An 18,003-nucleotide genomic window follows, 5' to 3' on the forward strand; every position below is an offset into this window, starting at 1 on the left:
CTGCCGATATTTTCACTATTGATCTTATGAATTCATTTATGTCATGATTGATAGGATGGATATAGATAAGTCAACATTGGAAACGGAGAATCGGTACGTGAAGAAGTTTAAGAAATTTTATATAGAGATTACGAGTATATGCAATTTGGCATGCACTTTCTGCCCACAGACTGGCCGCAAGGCGAATTTTATCAAGGTGGACGCGTTCACGAATATACTTGATCAGATTAAACCTCATGCAGAGTATATTTATTTCCATGTCAAAGGCGAGCCCCTCCTTCATCCGAAAGTCGATGAGCTGCTCGATATTAGCGCGGAGAAAGGGTTTAAAGTCAATATTACATCCAATGGGACGCTGCTTCATAAGAACAGGGAGAAGCTGCTTGGCAAGCCTGCGCTGCGTCAGATGAATTTCTCGCTGCACAGCTTCGATGGACATGAAGGCTCAATAGATAAAGAAGGCTATGTCAAAATGGTGCTTGACTTCGTCAAAGAGGCACTGGAGAAGACGGAAATTATATTCTCGCTGCGGCTCTGGAATCTGGATGAAGATAACCAGACGAATCTGGAGCGCAGCCGGAATCGTGAGATTTTGTCCTTGATTGAACAAGAATTCAATTTGGATTATCGCATTGAAGAGCAGTTCAAACGCGGCAGCGGGTTGAAAATTGCCGATCGTGTCTATATTAATATGGATCATGAATTCCAATGGCCAAGCCTTCAAGCACCTGAAATTGAGGGTCCGGGTTTCTGTCATGGGCTGCGCAATCAAGCCGGGATTCTCGTCGATGGCACGGTGATACCTTGTTGTCTAGATGGGGAGGGTGTCATTAATCTGGGGAATGTGAACCAGACGAACTTCTCCGAGATTATCGAGAGTGATCGAGCGAATCGCATGGTTGATGGATTCTCACGTCGCGAAGTCGTCGAGGAATTATGTCGGAAATGTGGGTATCGACAACGGTTTGGCACATAGGAAGAGCAGTGGAATAATGAATCGTTAGGAGTTGTGATGCGGGTGACCTTAACTTTAGAAGAAGTGATGGACAAGCTTGAAGCCATGGGCACAGAACAGACGAAGAAAACCTTCCTTCGCCATGGTGCGCAGGAACCGCTCTTTGGGGTTCGGATTGGCGATATGAAGAAGCTCGTTAAGGACGTGAAGAAGGATCAAGCATTAGCCAAAGCCCTTTATGATACGGGTAATGCAGACGCGATGTATTTGGCAGGGCTGACCGTAAACCCTAAGACGGTGACAAAGGACATGCTGCAGCAATGGGTGAAGCAAGCGTATTGGTATACGCCCGCGGAATATACAGTTGCGAATATTGCGGCGGAGAGTCCGTATGCGCTTGAGCTGGCACGAGAGTGGATGAAGTCTCCGTCCGAGATGATCGCGACCTGCGGCTGGAGCACCTATGCGAATCATGTAATGATTACGCCAGATGAGCAGCTCGACATGGCAGAGATTCGCGAGCTGCTGCAGCAGATTGCGAAATCGATCCATACAGAGCGGAATCGGGTCCGTTACACGATGAACAGCTTCGTCATTTCCATTGGTGCATCGGTGAAAGAGCTTCATGAAGACGCGATGCGCGTTGCAGAACAAATCGGCCCCGTTCGTGTCGATATGGGCCAGACGGCATGTAAAGTTCCGCTTGCTACGGAGTATATGAACAAGATCGCCGCAAGAGGAAGTCTTGGTATGAAGAAAAAAACATGTATATGTTAGAACCTTAATAGAGGTTGTTCAAAAAGTCATCATTTGCCCACATCAGAAAGTGGCTTTCTTTCTGATTGGCGTCTAAACCTACATTACAATCGCGGTCGCTCATCGAGGGAGTTACTTCGATAAAGGTTTATACATCACGAAGTCATTCAAGAAGCATAATCGACATCGAATCTTACGTTCACCTTCGAAGAGCATATGCTTACGATGTACGTTTTCTTCGAAAACGCTCAGGTGCTGAAATGCCGACTTTTTGAACACGCACTAATAGAATAGGCAAGTCTTCAAGAAGTCGCTGCTCGGGATGTCGTACGGGAGCGGCTTTTTGTGCTAGGAAGAAGTCTTCAACATTTCTTTAGATTTTGCTCTCTCAGAACTTCAGATTTGGTCGATACACTTAGTCTTACTTAGAGAGGGAGTGTATAGCGATGAATTGGGCCGAGGATAAGTGGTTATTCCTGCAGAAGTTTATGGTGAACCCGAGAGAGATTGGAAGCATTACGCCGAGCTCCAGATTTCTAGCGTGCAGCATGTTGAATGAGGTGGATTGGGAATCTACGCATTGTATTGGTGAGCTAGGTTCGGGAACTGGCGCGATTACGGCGCATTTGGCTGAGATCGTGGCTCAGAAGAAGAGCGTGCCAGAAGACATGAAGGTATTTTTGTTCGAGAAAGACAGGGTCATGCGAAATCGTCTGGCTGCAGCGTATCCGCAATTTCAAGTTGCTGAGGATGCATTAGATTTGAGAGTAGAAGCAAGGCAACATCATCTTCAATCCTATGATTGCATCCTGAGCGGACTGCCATTCTTCAACTTCAGCCCATTGCTGCGCAACCAGCTCATGGACGAAATATATCGGTCGTTAAGACCGGGGGGACAGTTCATCGCCTTTCAATATTCCTTGCAAATGAAGCAGGAGCTGAGTCGATATTTTGAAATTGAGAAGATCAAGTTCGTGGCTTTGAATATCCCGCCTGCTTGTATATATGTCTGTCGTAAAAAAAGGACTATGGACAATGAATGTTGATCAATTGCTGCATTGGATCGAGCAGTTCGGTTATGCCGCATTATTCTTTGCCTTATGGCTCGGGATTGTCGGGCTTCCGATCCCCGATGAAGTAATTGTCATGACTGGTGGAGCCGTTAGTCAGTCGGGCTTGCTGCATGCGTTCCCTGCGTTTATGTTGACATACATCGGTGTGATTACCGGTCTATCGATCGGATATGTGCTTGGGCGATATTGCGGACCCTTGATCTTGGAAAGGCTGCGTAACCAGAAACGGCTGAGACGATCAGTCGAGCACGCAGAGCGGCTGGTCAGTAGCTATGGCGGGTATGCACTGCTGATTAGTTATTTTATTCCCGGGGTTCGTCATATCTTACCTTATCTGGTAGGAATGCATCAGATGTCTTATCGCAAGTACGCAGCATTCTCTGCGACTGCGGGACTGCTCTGGACTGGCGTTTATTTTATCGTAGGGCTTAAGGCCAGCTATTATATTCAATCGTAAAGGAGGTGGGCTGTCATGCCGACCGTGTTGGTAGTGGATGATGATCCGGATATCCGTGATGTCATTCATGTCTATCTTCGGAATGAAGGTTATCAGGTGATCGAAGCGGCAGATGGGGTGGCAGCACTCGATATACTACGTAGTGAACGGATCCACCTGATGATTCTCGATGTGATGATGCCCCGAATGGATGGTATTCTTACATGTATGAAGATAAGGGAAGCCTCAGGGATTCCGATTATTATGTTATCGGCTAAAGATGCGGATATCGATAAAATCACTGGTCTCACCTCGGGTGCTGATGATTATATGATCAAGCCATTCAACCCATTGGAGCTTCTCGCTCGAGTCAAAGCGCAATTTCGCCGGTTGTCTCTCTCGCATTCGGCGTTAAATAGCGACGAAGTTATTCAAGTGCAGGATCTTACCATAGATCGTGTGCAGCACCAAGTCATCGTTAGAGGGCAGGTCGTAAGTCTGACGCCGATTGAATTCTCGATTCTGGAATTACTTGCAAGTCATCGCGGTCAGGTATTTAATGTGGATCGGATCTATACACTCGTCTGGAAGGAAGTAACAGGGTTCTCGGATAACACCGTGATGGTGCATATCCGCAATCTTCGCGAGAAAATTGAAGTAAACCCCCGAAGCCCCGTATATATCAAGACCGTATGGGGGGTTGGTTATAAAATTGATCAATAAACTCTGGGATCGTGTCAGCGGCAAGAAGAGCATCCGTGTCGCAATACTGTGGCGTTTTGTGATTAGTATCATCATCTTGTTTATGTTTTTTTCTTTGTATGAGTTTTTCACGCAAATACTACCCTTGAAAGGAAAAGGATTCCTAGTGGTATTGGATCCAATCATTTTTTTCGGCGGGCTAATGATCATTTTCTTCACGATGACACGGCCCATTGTTCGTTATGTGCTTCAGATGGCCGAGGGTTTGAAGACGATATCTCAAGGGGACTTGAACTATCGCGTGCCCGTTCTCCGTGAAGATGAGTTAGGGACCGTTGCGCAGCGTATTAATGAGATGGCTGAGGCGCTGCTCCAGCAGCAGAACAAAGAGCGTGAGCTGGAGAAATCAAAAATGGATCTCATTACCGGGATTTCCCACGATCTACGTACGCCTTTAACAAGCATCATCGGGTATTTAGGATTGATTCGAAACAAATCGTACCAGAATGAAGAAGAGCATGAACGATTCGTTCAGAATACGTATAAAAAAGCGACGCAGCTTCAGAGCTTGGTTGAGGATTTATTCGAATACACGCGATTAACCTCGCATGATGTCACGGTGAACAAAATACCGATGGATGTCAGGGAAATGTTGGAGCAGTTGCTAACGGAATTTGAACCGATTGCGGAAGAATATCAGGTCGAAATACGATGGTCCTTGGGCAGCCACCCAGAATACATTGTTGCAGATCCAGAGAAAATCATTCGTGCGTTGGATAATCTGCTGATCAATGCGCTGAAGTTCTCGCGAAGACCCGGAGTCATACAGACGACGCTCCATGTGGAGCCTTCAAACGTATTAATTACGATTGAGAACGATGGGCCGCCGCTGACAATCGAGCAAGAGCAGCACATCTTCGATCGATTCTATAAAGCGGATTATGCGAGAAGTATGAACGCTATTCAATCCGGTTCGGGACTTGGGCTATCGATCGCGAGAAACATTGCCTTGCTGCATAGCGGCGACATTACATTACGGCACAACGAGGGACATTTTGCATTTACAATTCAGCTTCCGCGAGCCCAGATTTCGGATGCATCAGTTTTCGTAGTTTAATTTCGGTATTGGACTCTGGTGCGGGCGTGTAAATGCTGCACTTCAAATCTTGTGTGCCTTGAACTTGCAAAGAGGTGAGATGGAACAGCATCTTGCCTGCTTTGGCATGTCTAAATTCAATGACGACATCGGGTGCAGAACTGACTTGGCTCTGATTCCAGAGCTGTTCGAATTCAGGGTACGCGGTTTGCATGTCACGTAGAAACTGTTCATACCAAGGATCATCCACATATTGACCATAATACGTCCGGAAAATCGATAAGAATCCGTTCACGAACTCGGACCAATTCCCAGCAAGGCTCTTGAATTCTTTACGTGCGAATAACAATTGAATCAGATTGCGCTCCTCGCGTGGAATCTGTTGGAAGTCTATGAATACATGCGCGGCCGCGATATTCCAGCCAACGATTTGGAAACGGCGATCCGAGATGATCGTCGGGCAATAGGTTAATTCTTGCAAAATGTGCTGCAAGGAAGGGCTGATCTCCGGTTGTTCTGCGGTCATAGGTATCTGCGGGTTGCCTGAATCGAGTGCGAGAGAAAATAGATATTTGCGTTCATCGCTTGTTAATTGAAGGGCATTCGCGACACAATCCAAGACTGAAGCAGACACTTTAATGTCTCGGCCTTGTTCCAGCCAGGTGTACCATGTGGTGCTGACGCCAGCCAGTTGAGCGACTTCCTCTCTTCGGAGTCCGGGTGTTCTGCGGCGTGTGCCGAGCGGTAATCCGAGCGCATCCGGTTGAACTTTCGCTCGTTGTTTGGTCAAAAATTCGGATAGGGCCTGCAGTCGTGTACGATGGTTCATTGATCGTTCCGCCTTTCAAATGGTTTCCTTTAACATAGTACCTGGTACTTATTATACTAGGATAAACAACAACTTGTAATATGATAATCCCTGTGCAAAAATAACGTCAATACGAACGAATCAAAGGAGGCTCTCAGTATGGAAAGAGTCGTAATTACAGGGATGGGCGCAATCTCGCCGCTAGGGAATGATATCGACACCTTATGGGATGCGATGGTTCAAGGGAAGTCTGGTATTTCGCATATTCAATCATTTGATACAGCAAGACATAAAGCGAAAATCGCTGGTGAAGTTAGAGGTTTTGATGCGGAGGCGCAATTTGGGCGCAAAGAAGCGAGACGTATGGATCGATTCTGCCAATTCGCCGTTGCTGCAGCAGATCAAGCGGTCGAACAATCTGGGCTACAAATGGACCAAATCGATCATGAACGGTTTGGCGTCTACGTCGGCTCAGGGATCGGTGGGATTCAGACTTTATTACAACAAGACGGCGTATTGCAAGAGCGCGGACCTGAACGAGTAAGTCCAACGCTTGTGCCGATGATGATCTCGAATATGGCCGCGGCGCTCATCAGTATGAAATATCAAGCGTTAGGGTCGACAATGTCACCTGTGACAGCTTGTTCCATAGGCAATACAGCGATCGGGGAAGCCTTTCGTTCGATTCGATCGGGTGAATCGGATGTGATCCTAGCAGGCGGTGCAGAGGCAGCAATAACGGAAATATCGTTAGCTGGCTTCGGGAATGCGACAGCCTTATCTACACGGAATGATACGCCCGAACAAGCAAGCCGGCCGTTCGATCAAGGTCGGGATGGATTCGTGATGGGAGAGGGCGCAGGAATCTTAGTGCTCGAATCACTTACGCATGCACAGAGCCGTAATGCGACGATCTACGGTGAGGTAATCGGTTATGGTGCAACCTCAGATGCGTATCATATGGTTGCGACACATCCCGAAGGGTTAGGAGCGTCGCGGGCGATGTCGAAGGCGCTAAGCGACGCAGGAATTACGCCAGATCAGGTCGATGTGATTAGTGCACATGCGACGAGCACCGAACTCGGTGATATCTCCGAGACCGCTGCAATTAAGCGTGTATTCGGCGAGGCTGCATACCGCATCCCTGTGACGGCGAACAAATCGATGCTCGGTCATTTGCTTGGCGCGTCAGGCGGGGTCGAAGCCATTGCTCTCGTGAAGACACTCATGGAGGGGGTCATTCCTCCAACGATTAACTTGGATCAACCGGACCCCGCCTGTGACTTGGATTACGTCCCGAACGTCGCGCGTCAAGCGGATGTACAGATCGGCATGTCGAACTCCTTCGGATTTGGCGGACATAACGCTGTGATTCTCTTGCAAAAATACGAACCGTTATTGAAATGACGTTGATCCATATATTGACAGGCATATGAAGACAACGTAACATCGGGAATAAGCAATGATTACATTGTCGGAAGGATGATCGATATGCCTTTAATAGACTTACCATTAGAGCAATTGTACGAATATAAAGGAACCAATCCACGTCCCGATGATTTTGACGCGTATTGGGAACGTGCCTTGAAGGAACTGCGTGCGACCGATCCGGAAACTGAGCTTGTGCAGAGCCAATTCCAGACACCGGGAGCCGAATGTTTTGACTTGTATTTCAATGGCGTGCGAGGTGCCCGCATCCATGCGAAGTATCTGCGCCCTAGGCAAGTTACGGATAAGCATCCCGTTGTTCTCCAATTTCATGGATATACCGGGAATGCCGGGGAGTGGGCCGATAAGCTTGCGCTCGTATCACTCGGATACTCCGTGCTTGCCATGGATGTGCGCGGTCAAGGGGGATTATCCGAAGATGTCGGCGGTGTAAAAGGGAATACGCACAATGGGCATATTATTCGCGGTTTAGACGATCATCCAGACAATTTATTGTTCCGGCATATTTACCTGGACACCGCACAGCTCGCACGTATTGCCTTGAATTTGCCGGAATGCGATCCGGAGCAATTGTTCGCTTGTGGCGGGTCACAAGGCGGAGCATTAACCATCGCATGCGCGGCACTGGAACCGCGAGTGAAGAAATTGGCGCCGATGTATCCATTCTTATGTGATTATCGAAGGGTCTGGGAGATGGATTTGGCGAAGGATGCCTATGAGGAGCTTCGGAGATATTTCCGAATGTTTGATCCTCAGCATGAGCGGGAGTCGGAGATATTTAAGAAGCTGGGGTACATTGATATTCAGTATCTGGCCGATCGGATCCAAGGGGAAGTCATGATGGCTGTAGGTCTGGCTGATACGATCTGTCCGCCTTCCACACAGTTTGCTGCCTATAACAAAATAAAGTCGAAGAAGCGGGTAGAGATATTCCCGGATTTCGGGCATGAATATTTGCCGGGATTCTGGGACAAGACCATCCAGTTTTTTCTTGGACGAAACTGATCTACGCTATCTAGGCATAAAGAAGCCCCTATCGCATACGAGGCGATAGGGGCTTCTTATATTATCCTAGGACAACACGATCATCTGAGAGTGCCTGTCCGCTGATTGATTCGAATTCGCCGAGCAATTGCGGGACGGTGAGCGTCTTCTTGCGTTCTTCGCTTACATCCATAATGATGCGTCCTTTATCCATCATAATTAATCGATTGCCAAGACGGATCGCTTGATCCATATTGTGCGTCACCATGAGCGTCGTGAGCTGCATGTCGCGTACGATGTTCTTCGTTAACGTCGTAATCAGCTCGGCACGAGACGGATCAAGTGCTGCTGTATGCTCGTCGAGCAGTAGGATCTGCGGCTTCGTGAACGTCGCCATTAATAGGCTTAACGCTTGACGCTCACCGCCGGACAATAACCCGACTTTGGCGCGTAAGCGATTCTCCAGACCGATCCCAAGACGCTGGAGCTGCTCATAAAAGAATTCACGCTTCTTCTTATTTACTCCGAATGACAATCCGCGAGATTTACCGCGTGTATACGCGATTGCAAGATTTTCTTCAATCGTCATGCGCGGGGCTGTTCCGGCCATCGGATCTTGGAATACACGGCCGATCCAGCGACTGCGGCGGAATTCTGGAAGATGAGCAACCGCTGTACCGTCGATTCGTACGTCACCGTAGTCCGGGGTCATCACGCCGGAGATAATATTCATGAGCGTGGATTTGCCTGCACCATTACTGCCAATGACGGTAACGAAGTCACCTGGGTTCAACTGCAGCTGGATATTCGTTAGTGCAATTTTCTCATCCGGTGTTCCGGGATTAAACATCTTGGAGACGTTAGAAATTTGAAGCATTGCGTGTAACCCCTTCCTGCTTGGCTGCGATGGATGATAATTCAGCTGCGCGTCTCTTGGCGATATTCTTCTGCCGCACAGAGCGTTGGAAGGATGGCAAGAAGAGAGCGACAATAACAATAACCGCTGTAATTAGCTTCAAGTCCGAAGCATCGAGCCATTCCACACGGAGGGCGAAGGCGACGACAATCCGGTAGACAATAGAGCCCAGGATCGCGGCGAGTGTCGCCCAGAATACCGTTCTTGCACCGAAGATCGCTTCCCCGATAATCACCGATGCAAGGCCGATGACGATCATTCCCACGCCCATTGAAATATCCGCGAAGCCGGATTGCTGCGCAATCAAGGCGCCGGATAATGCGACTAATCCATTGGAAATGCTGAGGCCCAGAATCGTCGTATTGTCGGTGTGAGCACCGAAACTGCGGATCATGCGTGCGTTATCGCCTGTTGCTCGTAGAGCAAGGCCGAGATCTGTATGCAGGAAGTAGTCCAGTAACAGCTTCACAACAATGACAACGATGGGCATCAAGATCAATGGATGGATTCCAGTGAAGAGCGTGTCCGATCCAAGCAAGGAAATGTTCGGTCGGCCCATAATGCGCATATTGATGGAGTAGAGGGCAATCATCATGAGAATACCGGACAACAATCCGTTAATTTTCCCTTTCGTATGAAGCAGCCCAGTACATGCACCAGCGAGCATCCCGCCAATCAGTGCTACGATGGTTGCCAAGATCGGCGAATATCCATGTGAGACCATGACCGCTGCAATCGCGCCTCCCGTTGCGAAGCTACCGTCTACGGTTAGATCGGGGAAATCGAGAATACGGAACGTGATGTACACGCCAACAGCCATTAAAGCATATAGAAGACCAAGTTCTATCGCTCCGATTAACGAATCTACCATACATACAACCTCCTAAGTTAGTTAGAAAAAAGAGTGAACTCGCTTGAAGTTCACTCCACTGGAAAGTTCATTATTGAATAATATTTTTTTCAGGGTCTTGTACGGCCTTTTTCATGTCATCCGTTACGGTAATACCTTGTGCAGCTGCGGATTTCAAGTTCAGGATCAGATCGAGCTTCTCTTGCATGGATACCTTCATCTCGCCTGGTTTTTTGCCGTTCTTCAGAATGTCGACCGCCATTTGACCTGCTTGGTAACCATGGTCGAAATATTTGAAGCCTACTGTAGCGAATGCGCCTTTCTCAACCGTATCGCGATCGCTGGAGAAGAAAGGAAGCTTCTTGTCATTTGCTACTTGAATAATACCATCTACTCCGCTTACAACCATATTATCGAGCGTAATATAGAACGCATCGACGCGGCCGATTAACGATTCAGCAGCTTGTTTCACTTCCGATGTATTGGTCACAGCCGCTTTGACGAGGCCGATATTGTGCTTCTTGAATTCTTCTTCTGCCTTCTTCGCCATGACGACGGCATTCGGCTCACCTTCATTGATGACGAGCCCGATGTTCTTGACATTCGGGAAATTGCTTGCAATGAAATCTGCGAGCTTCGTCGTTGCTTCCGGATTCGTATCCGAAGCCCCTGTAATATTGCCTCCCGGTTGATCCAGATTGCTTACGATTTTCGCGCTAAGCGGATCTGTCACTGCAGCGAATACAACGGGGACGTCTTTCACTTGTTGCGCAACAGCGAGTGCTGATGGTGTAGCAATCGCGAAGACGAGGTCGTTCTTGCCACTGGCAATTTTCTGTGCAATCGATAAGTTATTCGTATTGTCGCCTTGTGCGTTATTGTAATCAATTTTCAAATTTGTGCCTTCTACGATTCCTGCATCTTTGAGCGCAGCGATAAATCCTTCACGTGTAGCATCCAGCGATGGATGTTCAACAATTTGCGAGATCGCAATCGTGTAAGTCTTCGATTCACTTGCTGCCCCTTCAGAAGTCGTACCGCCATTACCTGGAGTATCACTCGCAGTCTTCTGGCCGCAAGCGGCAAGAGCGATAAGGAGAGTGGTCATCATGAGTATCAAGCTTAGCTTTTTTTTCATTCCAATTACCCCTTTTCTATTTTTGTCTCATTAACGCTTTTACCCTTTTACTCCATAAAGTAATAGAGCAAAAAAAATCAAAAATCTGACATTGGTAAATAATATTATTCATAGTTTAATAGGCGTTAACAAATCCGTCAAACATTTATTTTTGCATAGATATTCGGGACGCTGTATAAGAATCTATCATACAAAATTACTATTAGAAGGAAGCACATATTTATCGTATAATAGAAGATATTTCCTAATTTATTCAATTTAAGTGAAAGGTTGTGTCCATGTGAAGTTTAGTGAGTATCGTTATGAACGACCTGATGTTGCCCAAATTGAAGAGCAATTCAAAGCTTTAATCCAAGAATTTAATGAGGCAACATCCCTGGAAGCCCAAGATGCGTTAATCGGCAAAATCAACAAGCTTCGCAGTGATGTGAGTACCCAATTCGAGCTCGTGATGATTCGCCATTCGATCGATACGAATGATGAATTCTATAAGGCAGAGCAAGATTTCATCGATGAGACGGGTCCCGTCATTCAAGAATACATAACCGATTATTACCGTGTACTTGTGAATTCGAAGTTTCGTGAAGGCTTGGAAGCGAAATGGGGCCGCCAGTTATTCCAGCTAGCAGAATTGTCGCTGAAGACCTTCCATCCAGATATTATTGAAGATCTGCAAGCAGAGAACAAGTTAGGTACGGAATATTCGAAGTTGATTGCTGCCGCTCGCATTCCTTTTGAAGGGGAAGAGCGTACGCTGTCGCAATTGGCGCCTTTCGGACTCTCGACGGATCGCGACATGCGCCGCAGAGCCTCTGAAGCGAAGTATGAATACTTTGCCGAACATGAAGCAGAATTTGATCGTATATATGATGAGATGGTGAAGCTCAGAACCAAAATGGCGCATAAGCTGGGTTTCAACAACTATGTAGAAATGGCTTACGCGAACTTGAGCCGTACGGATTATAATGCCGAAATGGTCGCTAACTTCCGCAAGCAAGTGCAAGAGAAGATCGTACCCGTTGCAATGAAATTGAAAGAACGTCAACGCAACCGGATCGGCGTGGATAGCTTACACTATTATGATGATAAATTCAGCTTCAAATCTGGCAATGCGACGCCGAAGGGCGATCCTGAATGGATTATTCAGAATGGTGCGAAGATGTATGCAGAATTGTCGCCAGAGACGGATGAGTTCTTCCAATTCATGATGGATAAAGATTTGATGGATCTTGTTGCGAAGAAGGGAAAACAAAGCGGAGGGTATTGCACATATATTAGCGGTTACCGTTCACCGTATATTTTCTCCAACTTCAACGGGACCTCGCATGATATCGATGTGTTAACACACGAGGTAGGTCATGCGTTCCAAGTATTCGAAAGCCGTGATTATGAGACGCCGGAATACGCGTTCCCAACCTATGAGGCCTGTGAAATTCATTCGATGAGTATGGAGTTCTTCTGCTGGCCTTGTATGGAATATTTCTTCAAGGAAGATACGGATAAATACCGGTTCAATCACTTGGCAGAAGCCTTGCTCTTCATACCGTATGGGGTATCGGTGGACGAATTCCAGCATTTCGTCTATGAGAATCCAAATGCGACACCAGCGGAGCGTAAACAGGCTTGGCGCGACATTGAACGCAAATATTTGCCGCATCGCCAGTATGAAGATCAAGCGTACCTAGAGCGCGGTGGATTCTGGCACCAGCAAGGACATATCTTCCGTTCACCGTTCTACTATATCGACTATACCTTAGCGCAAATCTGTGCATTCCAATTCTGGAAGAAGATGCACGAGAACCGTGAGCAAGCATGGTCGGATTACTTGCACCTCTGTAAGCAAGGGGGCAGCAAATCGTTCCTTGAGCTTGTGAAGGAAGCGAAGCTCATCTCTCCATTCGAGGATGGATGCGTTGCATCGGTCATCGACGTGATCGAGAATTGGTTGAACGCGGTGGACGATACGGCACTGTAAGTGCTGCGTGCTTAATCAAAAAAATAGCATATGCAGATCGGGAGCCTGTGGAAGCAAGCTGAGAGTATGACTAATCCGTCGTAGACCGTTTGAACCTGTTGGGTAATGCCAGCGTAGGAAGAGAACGTGTGTACTTAAGAACACTATGCCTCCCGCATAGTGTTTTTTAAGATCGTGTCCGGCGCTCACGTCTCTTCGATTGAGGAGAGAGGGGAGCTCTAGCCTCGAATCTTACTGCGTTATTGCCCTCGTCTCCTGATCTGATAGGCATGAAAGGTTGGGGCGATACATGAATGATCCATATTCTACAACGCATTCCATAGCAAAAGCATTAACGATCGCGGGCTCGGACAGTGGCGGGGGTGCTGGCATACAGGCAGACCTCAAGACCTTCCAAGAGCTGCAGGTGTATGGTATGACAGCCATAACGGCCATAACGGCACAGAATACGCTGGGGGTTCAAGCGGTATATCCGATGTCTCCCGAAGCAGTGCACCAGCAAATTGAGTCCGTCGCCACCGACATGGGTGTGGATGCAGTCAAGACCGGCATGTTGTTTAGCTCAGAGATCATTCGAGGGGTTGCGGAGCAGGTCCGGAGATTTGGTTGGAAGCGCGTCGTCGTGGACCCAGTGATGATTGCAAAAGGTGGCTCTGCGCTCCTAATGACCGAAGCAATCCGTTCGCTTCGAGAGGAGCTGATTCCACTATCCTATGTCGTTACACCCAATATCCCAGAAGCTGAAGTATTAACAGGTCTATCTATTCGCAATATGGAGCAGCGAAAAGAAGCTTGTAAAGCTTTGATCCATATGGGCACGCGTCATGTCATTCTAAAAGGCGGTCATGATGAAATGAGCGGCGAACAGGTCGTGGACCTCTTCTACGATGGCACGCAGTTCATAGAGATCGCAAGTCACCGTGTGAATACACGCCACACCCATGGAACAGGATGTACCTTTGCAGCGGCTCTAACCGCTGAACTCGCCAAAGGGACAGACATTTTGCATGCCGTATCCATCGCTAAATTTTTTATTCAAGCCGCGATTGTTCACTCCCTTAGTATTGGCAATGGCCATGGACCTACGAATCATTTCGCGTTCAGAGAGTTGGTGAGGGCATGAGAGCAGATGTGCAGCGTATTCGGAATTGGATGAAGTTGTATCTGGTTATGGGCAGCTCGAATTGTAAGTTGAACCCGTTAGACGTCGTGGATCTAGCAATTGCAGGGGGTATTACATTGTTTCAGTTGCGGGAAAAAGGCCCGAATGCGTTAGCAGGCGAGGCTAGAGATGGTTTTGCACGACAAGTTCAGAGCAGATGTCAGGGGCACGGGATCCCATTCATCATCAATGATGATATCGAATGGGCCGCGGCCTTACAGGCCGATGGCGTCCATATTGGTCAAGAGGATGCCCCGCTGCATGAAGTTCGTGAGCGGCTCAGCGACCGAATTATTGGCGTATCCGTGCATAACCTCGAAGAAGCAGAGCGAGCAATCGATGAGGGGGCGGATTATCTTGGGATCGGTCCGATCTATGCAACATCAACGAAGCTGGATGCCCAGGCCGTACAAGGAACGAGGTTGATTCGCGAGCTGCGTGCCCGAGGCATCACCATTCCGATCGTTGGTATCGGTGGGATCACGGCGGATCGGGCAGATGCCGTCCTGCTAGCCGGAGCCGATGGGGTTGCTGTGGTATCAACCATCACGATGGCGGAAGATGTTCGCGTGGAGACGTCGAGATTAAGACAGACTGTGCTGCGGAACAATCTTACCTACAAATCTTCTCTTGACCACCTCCCGTAAGTGATATAATGGATAAATATGTTTTTTTGGGGAGGTGAACCGTATTTTATTACGAAATCGAACATTTATGATTCTGATGTTGGGTGAGGTTATTGCAGGCACAGGCATCTGGGTTAGCGTAATCGCGAATCTGCAATTTATGCAGCACTTGGTGCCCTCGGATTTTGGGAAGAGCTTAATTCTGATGGTCGGCCTATTTTTAGGGGTTCTGATCTCTCCTCAAGCCGGCGTATGGGTCGACAAGTACGACAAACGTAAAATTTTGTTATTTACAAGCATATTTCGATGTTTTGCACCGATCTCCATGTTTGCAGCGCTGCATTTCCAATCCATTGCATTCATGTTGATCTCGGTCGTCATCATGCAACTTGCAGCTACGGTGTATATGCCGGCGGTTCAAGCCTCATTGCCTGCGATTGTACCGAAGAATGAACTGCTCAAAGCGAACAGTCTTTACTTCAATATTACGACCATCGCGCGTATTGGAGGTACCGCACTTGCTGGTGTTATGGTGCTCGTGTTTGATTTGTTTACGCTCTATCTGATGTCGCTCATTTTCTATGTGGTGCTCGTCATATTGAATCCTTTGCTTCACATCCCGCGGCTTGAAGGATCAGCAGCTCGCAAACGCGAGAAGATGAAGTTTAAGGAAATTTTTCCGATGATTCGCCAGGAACCTGCTATCCTGATCACGCTGATGAATGCTGGAGTACTGACATTATTCCTAGGTGGATTTAATCTCCTCGTATTGAAATTCAGCACGATTCAGCATTCACCCGATTTGATGGGCTGGATCTATACCGTGGAAGGCATGAGTATTCTACTGATTAGTTTGTTAGCCAAAAGACTGATGGGTACGCGGAATTTGATGTTCTATTCGAATCTCTTTATGTTCCTATTCGCTCTAGCATTTATTGGATTGTCTTTTAGCGAGAGTCGATTCGCCGTATTGGGCTCATTTGCACTCTTCGGATGCGCTGTCGCCTTTTTCTTCCCGATGATCTCGACGATTTTCCAGATCAAAATCCCTCAAGAAGCGCAAGGACGATTTTTTTCTTTTCGCGGAATGTTAGACCGGATCATGTTCCAAGTCGCGCTGCTCGCAACGGGCGCATGTCTGGACTGGTTCGGCATTTCAACGTATATGATTAGCCTCGCGATTCTTACGGTGTTGAGCGGGATATGTGCACTTGTCATGAGTAGTCAACGTTCGATTGATATCCGTCATGATTCGGAGCCGAGCACGATAAAGGCTTAACGCTATGGCATAAGATTCGTATGGACTCCAAAGATCATAGGATGTTTGGGGTCCTTACTAGATTTAAAATTTTCATATGATATAATGGTCCTGTAAACGCTTACGAACGATTCGTCACCGCTTCAGGAACCGTTCCATAACTGCTCTGACCTATTAGGGGGAATGAATGATGGTACAAGCACAAGTACGTCTTGAGAAGGATTTTCTAGGAACGAAGGAAGTGCCAGCGAATGTCTATTATGGTATTCAGACAGCACGCGCAATCGATAATTTTCCGATTACGGGTTATCGTATGGATGAGGAATTAATTAAAGCGATCGTGATGGTCAAGAAGGCCGCGGCGCTTACGAATATGGAGATTAGACGGTTACCTGCACATATCGGCGAATTTGTCGTACAAGCGGCAGATGAGATCATCGTAGGACAGTGGCACGAACAATTCGTGGTCGATCCGATTCAAGGCGGAGCGGGGACATCGATTAACATGAATGCGAATGAAGTCATCGCCAATCGCGCCTTGGAGCTGATGGGTAAGGAAAAAGGAGATTATCTCGCGATTAGCCCGAATACGCACGTAAATATGGCGCAATCGACGAATGATGCGTTCCCAACAGCCATTCATATTGCAACACTAGCATGTATCGAAAAGCTGCTCGTGACGATGGAACAACTTCGGGAAGCCTTTTTGAAGAAATCAGCCGAATTCGATCATGTCATCAAAATGGGTAGAACGCATCTACAAGATGGCGTTCCGATTCGCCTTGGGCAAGAGTTCGCAGCATATGCGAGAGTATTGCAGCGCGACATTCATCGGATTGGGCAGACAAGACAACATCTATATGAAGTGAACATGGGTGCAACGGCTGTAGGGACAGGGCTGAATGCTGACCCACGATATATTACACGCGTCGTCGAGACCTTGGCTTCGATCAGCGGATTCCCACTGGAAAATGCGGAAGATCTGATTGATGCAACGCAGAATACGGATGCCTATACCGAAGTATCTGCCGCGCTCAAAGTCTGTATGATCAACATGTCCAAAGTCGCCAATGATCTTCGGCTCATGGCATCAGGTCCACGCGCAGGACTTGGCGAAATTCGTCTTCCGGCCCGCCAACCGGGTTCTTCCATCATGCCAGGCAAGGTGAATCCTGTCATGTGTGAGGTCGTCAATCAGGTAGCGTTCCAAGTGATCGGTAATGACCACACGATTTGTCTTGCATCGGAAGCGGGACAACTCGAATTGAACGTGATGGAGCCTGTCCTTGTGTTCAACCTGCTGCAATCCCTTCGGATCATGAACCAAGTCTTCCAAGTCTTCCGCAAAGATTGTGTGGAAGGCATTGAAGCGAATGTGGAGCAATGCAAAGACTATGTGGATCGCAGCGTTGGGATCATTACTGCGCTTAATCCGCATCTAGGCTATGAAGCGGCTGCACGGATCGCACGACTTGCGATTGAGACCGGAAGAGCTGTGCGGGATCTGATTCTAGAGCATAACCTTCTTAGTGAAGAGGAGTTAAATATCATCTTGGATCCATTTGAAATGACGCATCCAGGCATTGCTGGCGCAGCGCTGTTAGATCGGGAATAAGATCGGATACAAGCATTCATATCGCTTTTGTGAGGAATATTACTGCCAATCATCTGTAGTTATCGTAAAATATTTCCAATCCCATTCGATGGAAAGATAGGCGGTGAGTATGGATGAATGGAAACTGCATAGGCTGTACTGATTCACGAATGATAACAGATGAGGCAATTGAGCGCATGATCAAGAGGATTGAGTGTTCGGATT

General features: G+C 47.6%; 17 protein-coding genes. 13 read left to right on the forward strand and 4 right to left on the reverse strand.

Annotated features, from left to right (window positions below):
- Positions 1 to 97 precede the first annotated feature (97 nt).
- The 6 genes from C558_RS0104525 (at position 98) to C558_RS0104550 (ending at position 5,039) form a co-directional block, all read left to right on the forward strand.
- Positions 98 to 976 (forward strand): radical SAM/SPASM domain-containing protein, encoded by an 879-nt coding sequence (locus C558_RS0104525; protein WP_018755046.1) that lies wholly within the window; start codon positions 98 to 100, stop codon positions 974 to 976.
- Between the two features lie 36 nt (positions 977 to 1,012).
- On the forward strand, positions 1,013 to 1,732 hold the full coding sequence (locus C558_RS0104530) for a DNA alkylation repair protein (protein WP_018755047.1): 720 nt from the start codon (positions 1,013 to 1,015) through the stop codon (positions 1,730 to 1,732).
- A 425-nt stretch (positions 1,733 to 2,157) separates the two neighbouring features.
- On the forward strand, positions 2,158 to 2,757 hold the full coding sequence (locus C558_RS0104535; protein WP_018755048.1) for a class I SAM-dependent methyltransferase: 600 nt from the start codon (positions 2,158 to 2,160) through the stop codon (positions 2,755 to 2,757).
- Positions 2,747 to 3,241: a DedA family protein gene (locus C558_RS30370; protein ID WP_018755049.1), complete on the forward strand. Its 495-nt coding sequence runs from the start codon at positions 2,747 to 2,749 to the stop codon at positions 3,239 to 3,241. The genes C558_RS0104535 and C558_RS30370 overlap by 11 nt, the downstream gene beginning before the upstream one ends.
- Before the next feature lie 15 nt (positions 3,242 to 3,256).
- Positions 3,257 to 3,943 (forward strand): response regulator transcription factor, encoded by a 687-nt coding sequence (locus tag C558_RS0104545; protein WP_018755050.1) that lies wholly within the window; start codon positions 3,257 to 3,259, stop codon positions 3,941 to 3,943.
- A complete protein-coding gene (locus C558_RS0104550) occupies positions 3,933 to 5,039 on the forward strand; it encodes a HAMP domain-containing sensor histidine kinase (RefSeq protein WP_018755051.1) in 1,107 nt (368 codons plus the stop codon). The genes C558_RS0104545 and C558_RS0104550 overlap by 11 nt, the downstream gene beginning before the upstream one ends.
- On the opposite strand, the gene C558_RS0104555 is transcribed toward C558_RS0104550, so the two are convergent.
- On the reverse strand, positions 4,984 to 5,847 hold the full coding sequence (locus C558_RS0104555) for a helix-turn-helix transcriptional regulator (RefSeq protein WP_018755052.1): 864 nt from the start codon (positions 5,845 to 5,847) through the stop codon (positions 4,984 to 4,986). The genes C558_RS0104550 and C558_RS0104555 overlap by 56 nt on opposite strands.
- 138 nt (positions 5,848 to 5,985) lie before the next feature.
- Here C558_RS0104555 and fabF point away from each other — a divergent pair, with 138 nt between their 5' ends.
- Positions 5,986 to 7,233 (forward strand): beta-ketoacyl-ACP synthase II, encoded by a 1,248-nt coding sequence (gene fabF / locus C558_RS0104560; RefSeq protein ID WP_018755053.1) that lies wholly within the window; start codon positions 5,986 to 5,988, stop codon positions 7,231 to 7,233.
- Positions 7,234 to 7,317: 84 nt separating this feature from the next.
- Positions 7,318 to 8,280: an acetylxylan esterase gene (locus C558_RS0104565; RefSeq protein ID WP_018755054.1), complete on the forward strand. Its 963-nt coding sequence runs from the start codon at positions 7,318 to 7,320 to the stop codon at positions 8,278 to 8,280.
- A 61-nt stretch (positions 8,281 to 8,341) separates the two neighbouring features.
- Here the strand turns inward: C558_RS0104565 and C558_RS0104570 are convergent, their stop codons facing one another.
- The 3 genes from C558_RS0104570 to C558_RS0104580 all read right to left on the reverse strand — a co-directional run bounded on the left by C558_RS0104570 (position 8,342) and on the right by C558_RS0104580 (position 11,163).
- On the reverse strand, positions 8,342 to 9,136 hold the full coding sequence (locus tag C558_RS0104570; protein WP_018755055.1) for an ABC transporter ATP-binding protein: 795 nt from the start codon (positions 9,134 to 9,136) through the stop codon (positions 8,342 to 8,344).
- On the reverse strand, positions 9,120 to 10,046 hold the full coding sequence (locus C558_RS0104575; RefSeq protein WP_018755056.1) for an ABC transporter permease: 927 nt from the start codon (positions 10,044 to 10,046) through the stop codon (positions 9,120 to 9,122). The genes C558_RS0104570 and C558_RS0104575 overlap by 17 nt, the downstream gene beginning before the upstream one ends.
- Positions 10,047 to 10,116: 70 nt before the next feature.
- Entirely contained in the window at positions 10,117 to 11,163 is a 1,047-nt protein-coding gene (locus tag C558_RS0104580) for an ABC transporter substrate-binding protein (protein ID WP_018755057.1), read from the reverse strand.
- A 280-nt stretch (positions 11,164 to 11,443) separates the two neighbouring features.
- Here C558_RS0104580 and C558_RS0104585 point away from each other — a divergent pair, with 280 nt between their 5' ends.
- The 5 genes from C558_RS0104585 to aspA all read left to right on the forward strand — a co-directional run bounded on the left by C558_RS0104585 (position 11,444) and on the right by aspA (position 17,799).
- Positions 11,444 to 13,138: a M3 family oligoendopeptidase gene (locus C558_RS0104585; RefSeq protein WP_018755058.1), complete on the forward strand. Its 1,695-nt coding sequence runs from the start codon at positions 11,444 to 11,446 to the stop codon at positions 13,136 to 13,138.
- Between the two features lie 289 nt (positions 13,139 to 13,427).
- Positions 13,428 to 14,261, forward strand: coding sequence for a bifunctional hydroxymethylpyrimidine kinase/phosphomethylpyrimidine kinase (thiD, locus tag C558_RS0104590; protein WP_018755059.1), 834 nt, complete (start codon positions 13,428 to 13,430; stop codon positions 14,259 to 14,261).
- Positions 14,258 to 14,947, forward strand: coding sequence for a thiamine phosphate synthase (gene thiE, locus C558_RS0104595; RefSeq protein WP_018755060.1), 690 nt, complete (start codon positions 14,258 to 14,260; stop codon positions 14,945 to 14,947). The genes thiD and thiE overlap by 4 nt, the downstream gene beginning before the upstream one ends.
- Before the next feature lie 34 nt (positions 14,948 to 14,981).
- On the forward strand, positions 14,982 to 16,205 hold the full coding sequence (locus C558_RS0104600; protein WP_281167095.1) for an MFS transporter: 1,224 nt from the start codon (positions 14,982 to 14,984) through the stop codon (positions 16,203 to 16,205).
- 169 nt (positions 16,206 to 16,374) lie between these two features.
- Positions 16,375 to 17,799 (forward strand): aspartate ammonia-lyase, encoded by a 1,425-nt coding sequence (gene aspA / locus C558_RS0104605; RefSeq protein WP_018755062.1) that lies wholly within the window; start codon positions 16,375 to 16,377, stop codon positions 17,797 to 17,799.
- Positions 17,800 to 18,003 lie beyond the last annotated feature (204 nt).

The organism is Paenibacillus terrigena DSM 21567 (assembly GCF_000374845.1).
Lineage (GTDB): Bacteria > Bacillota > Bacilli > Paenibacillales > Paenibacillaceae > Paenibacillus_K > Paenibacillus_K terrigena.

Coding starts and splice junctions, on each gene's coding strand:
- C558_RS0104580 (WP_018755057.1), bottom strand. CDS start 11,163: ATGAAAAAAAAGCTAAGCTTGATACTCATGATGACCACTCTCCTTATC.
- thiE (WP_018755060.1), top strand. CDS start 14,258: ATGAGAGCAGATGTGCAGCGTATTCGGAATTGGATGAAGTTGTATCTG.
- aspA (WP_018755062.1), top strand. CDS start 16,375: ATGGTACAAGCACAAGTACGTCTTGAGAAGGATTTTCTAGGAACGAAG.
- C558_RS30370 (WP_018755049.1), top strand. CDS start 2,747: ATGAATGTTGATCAATTGCTGCATTGGATCGAGCAGTTCGGTTATGCC.
- C558_RS0104535 (WP_018755048.1), top strand. CDS start 2,158: ATGAATTGGGCCGAGGATAAGTGGTTATTCCTGCAGAAGTTTATGGTG.
- C558_RS0104555 (WP_018755052.1), bottom strand. CDS start 5,847: ATGAACCATCGTACACGACTGCAGGCCCTATCCGAATTTTTGACCAAA.
- C558_RS0104530 (WP_018755047.1), top strand. CDS start 1,013: ATGCGGGTGACCTTAACTTTAGAAGAAGTGATGGACAAGCTTGAAGCC.
- C558_RS0104575 (WP_018755056.1), bottom strand. CDS start 10,046: ATGGTAGATTCGTTAATCGGAGCGATAGAACTTGGTCTTCTATATGCT.
- C558_RS0104565 (WP_018755054.1), top strand. CDS start 7,318: ATGCCTTTAATAGACTTACCATTAGAGCAATTGTACGAATATAAAGGA.
- C558_RS0104545 (WP_018755050.1), top strand. CDS start 3,257: ATGCCGACCGTGTTGGTAGTGGATGATGATCCGGATATCCGTGATGTC.
- thiD (WP_018755059.1), top strand. CDS start 13,428: ATGAATGATCCATATTCTACAACGCATTCCATAGCAAAAGCATTAACG.
- C558_RS0104570 (WP_018755055.1), bottom strand. CDS start 9,136: ATGCTTCAAATTTCTAACGTCTCCAAGATGTTTAATCCCGGAACACCG.
- fabF (WP_018755053.1), top strand. CDS start 5,986: ATGGAAAGAGTCGTAATTACAGGGATGGGCGCAATCTCGCCGCTAGGG.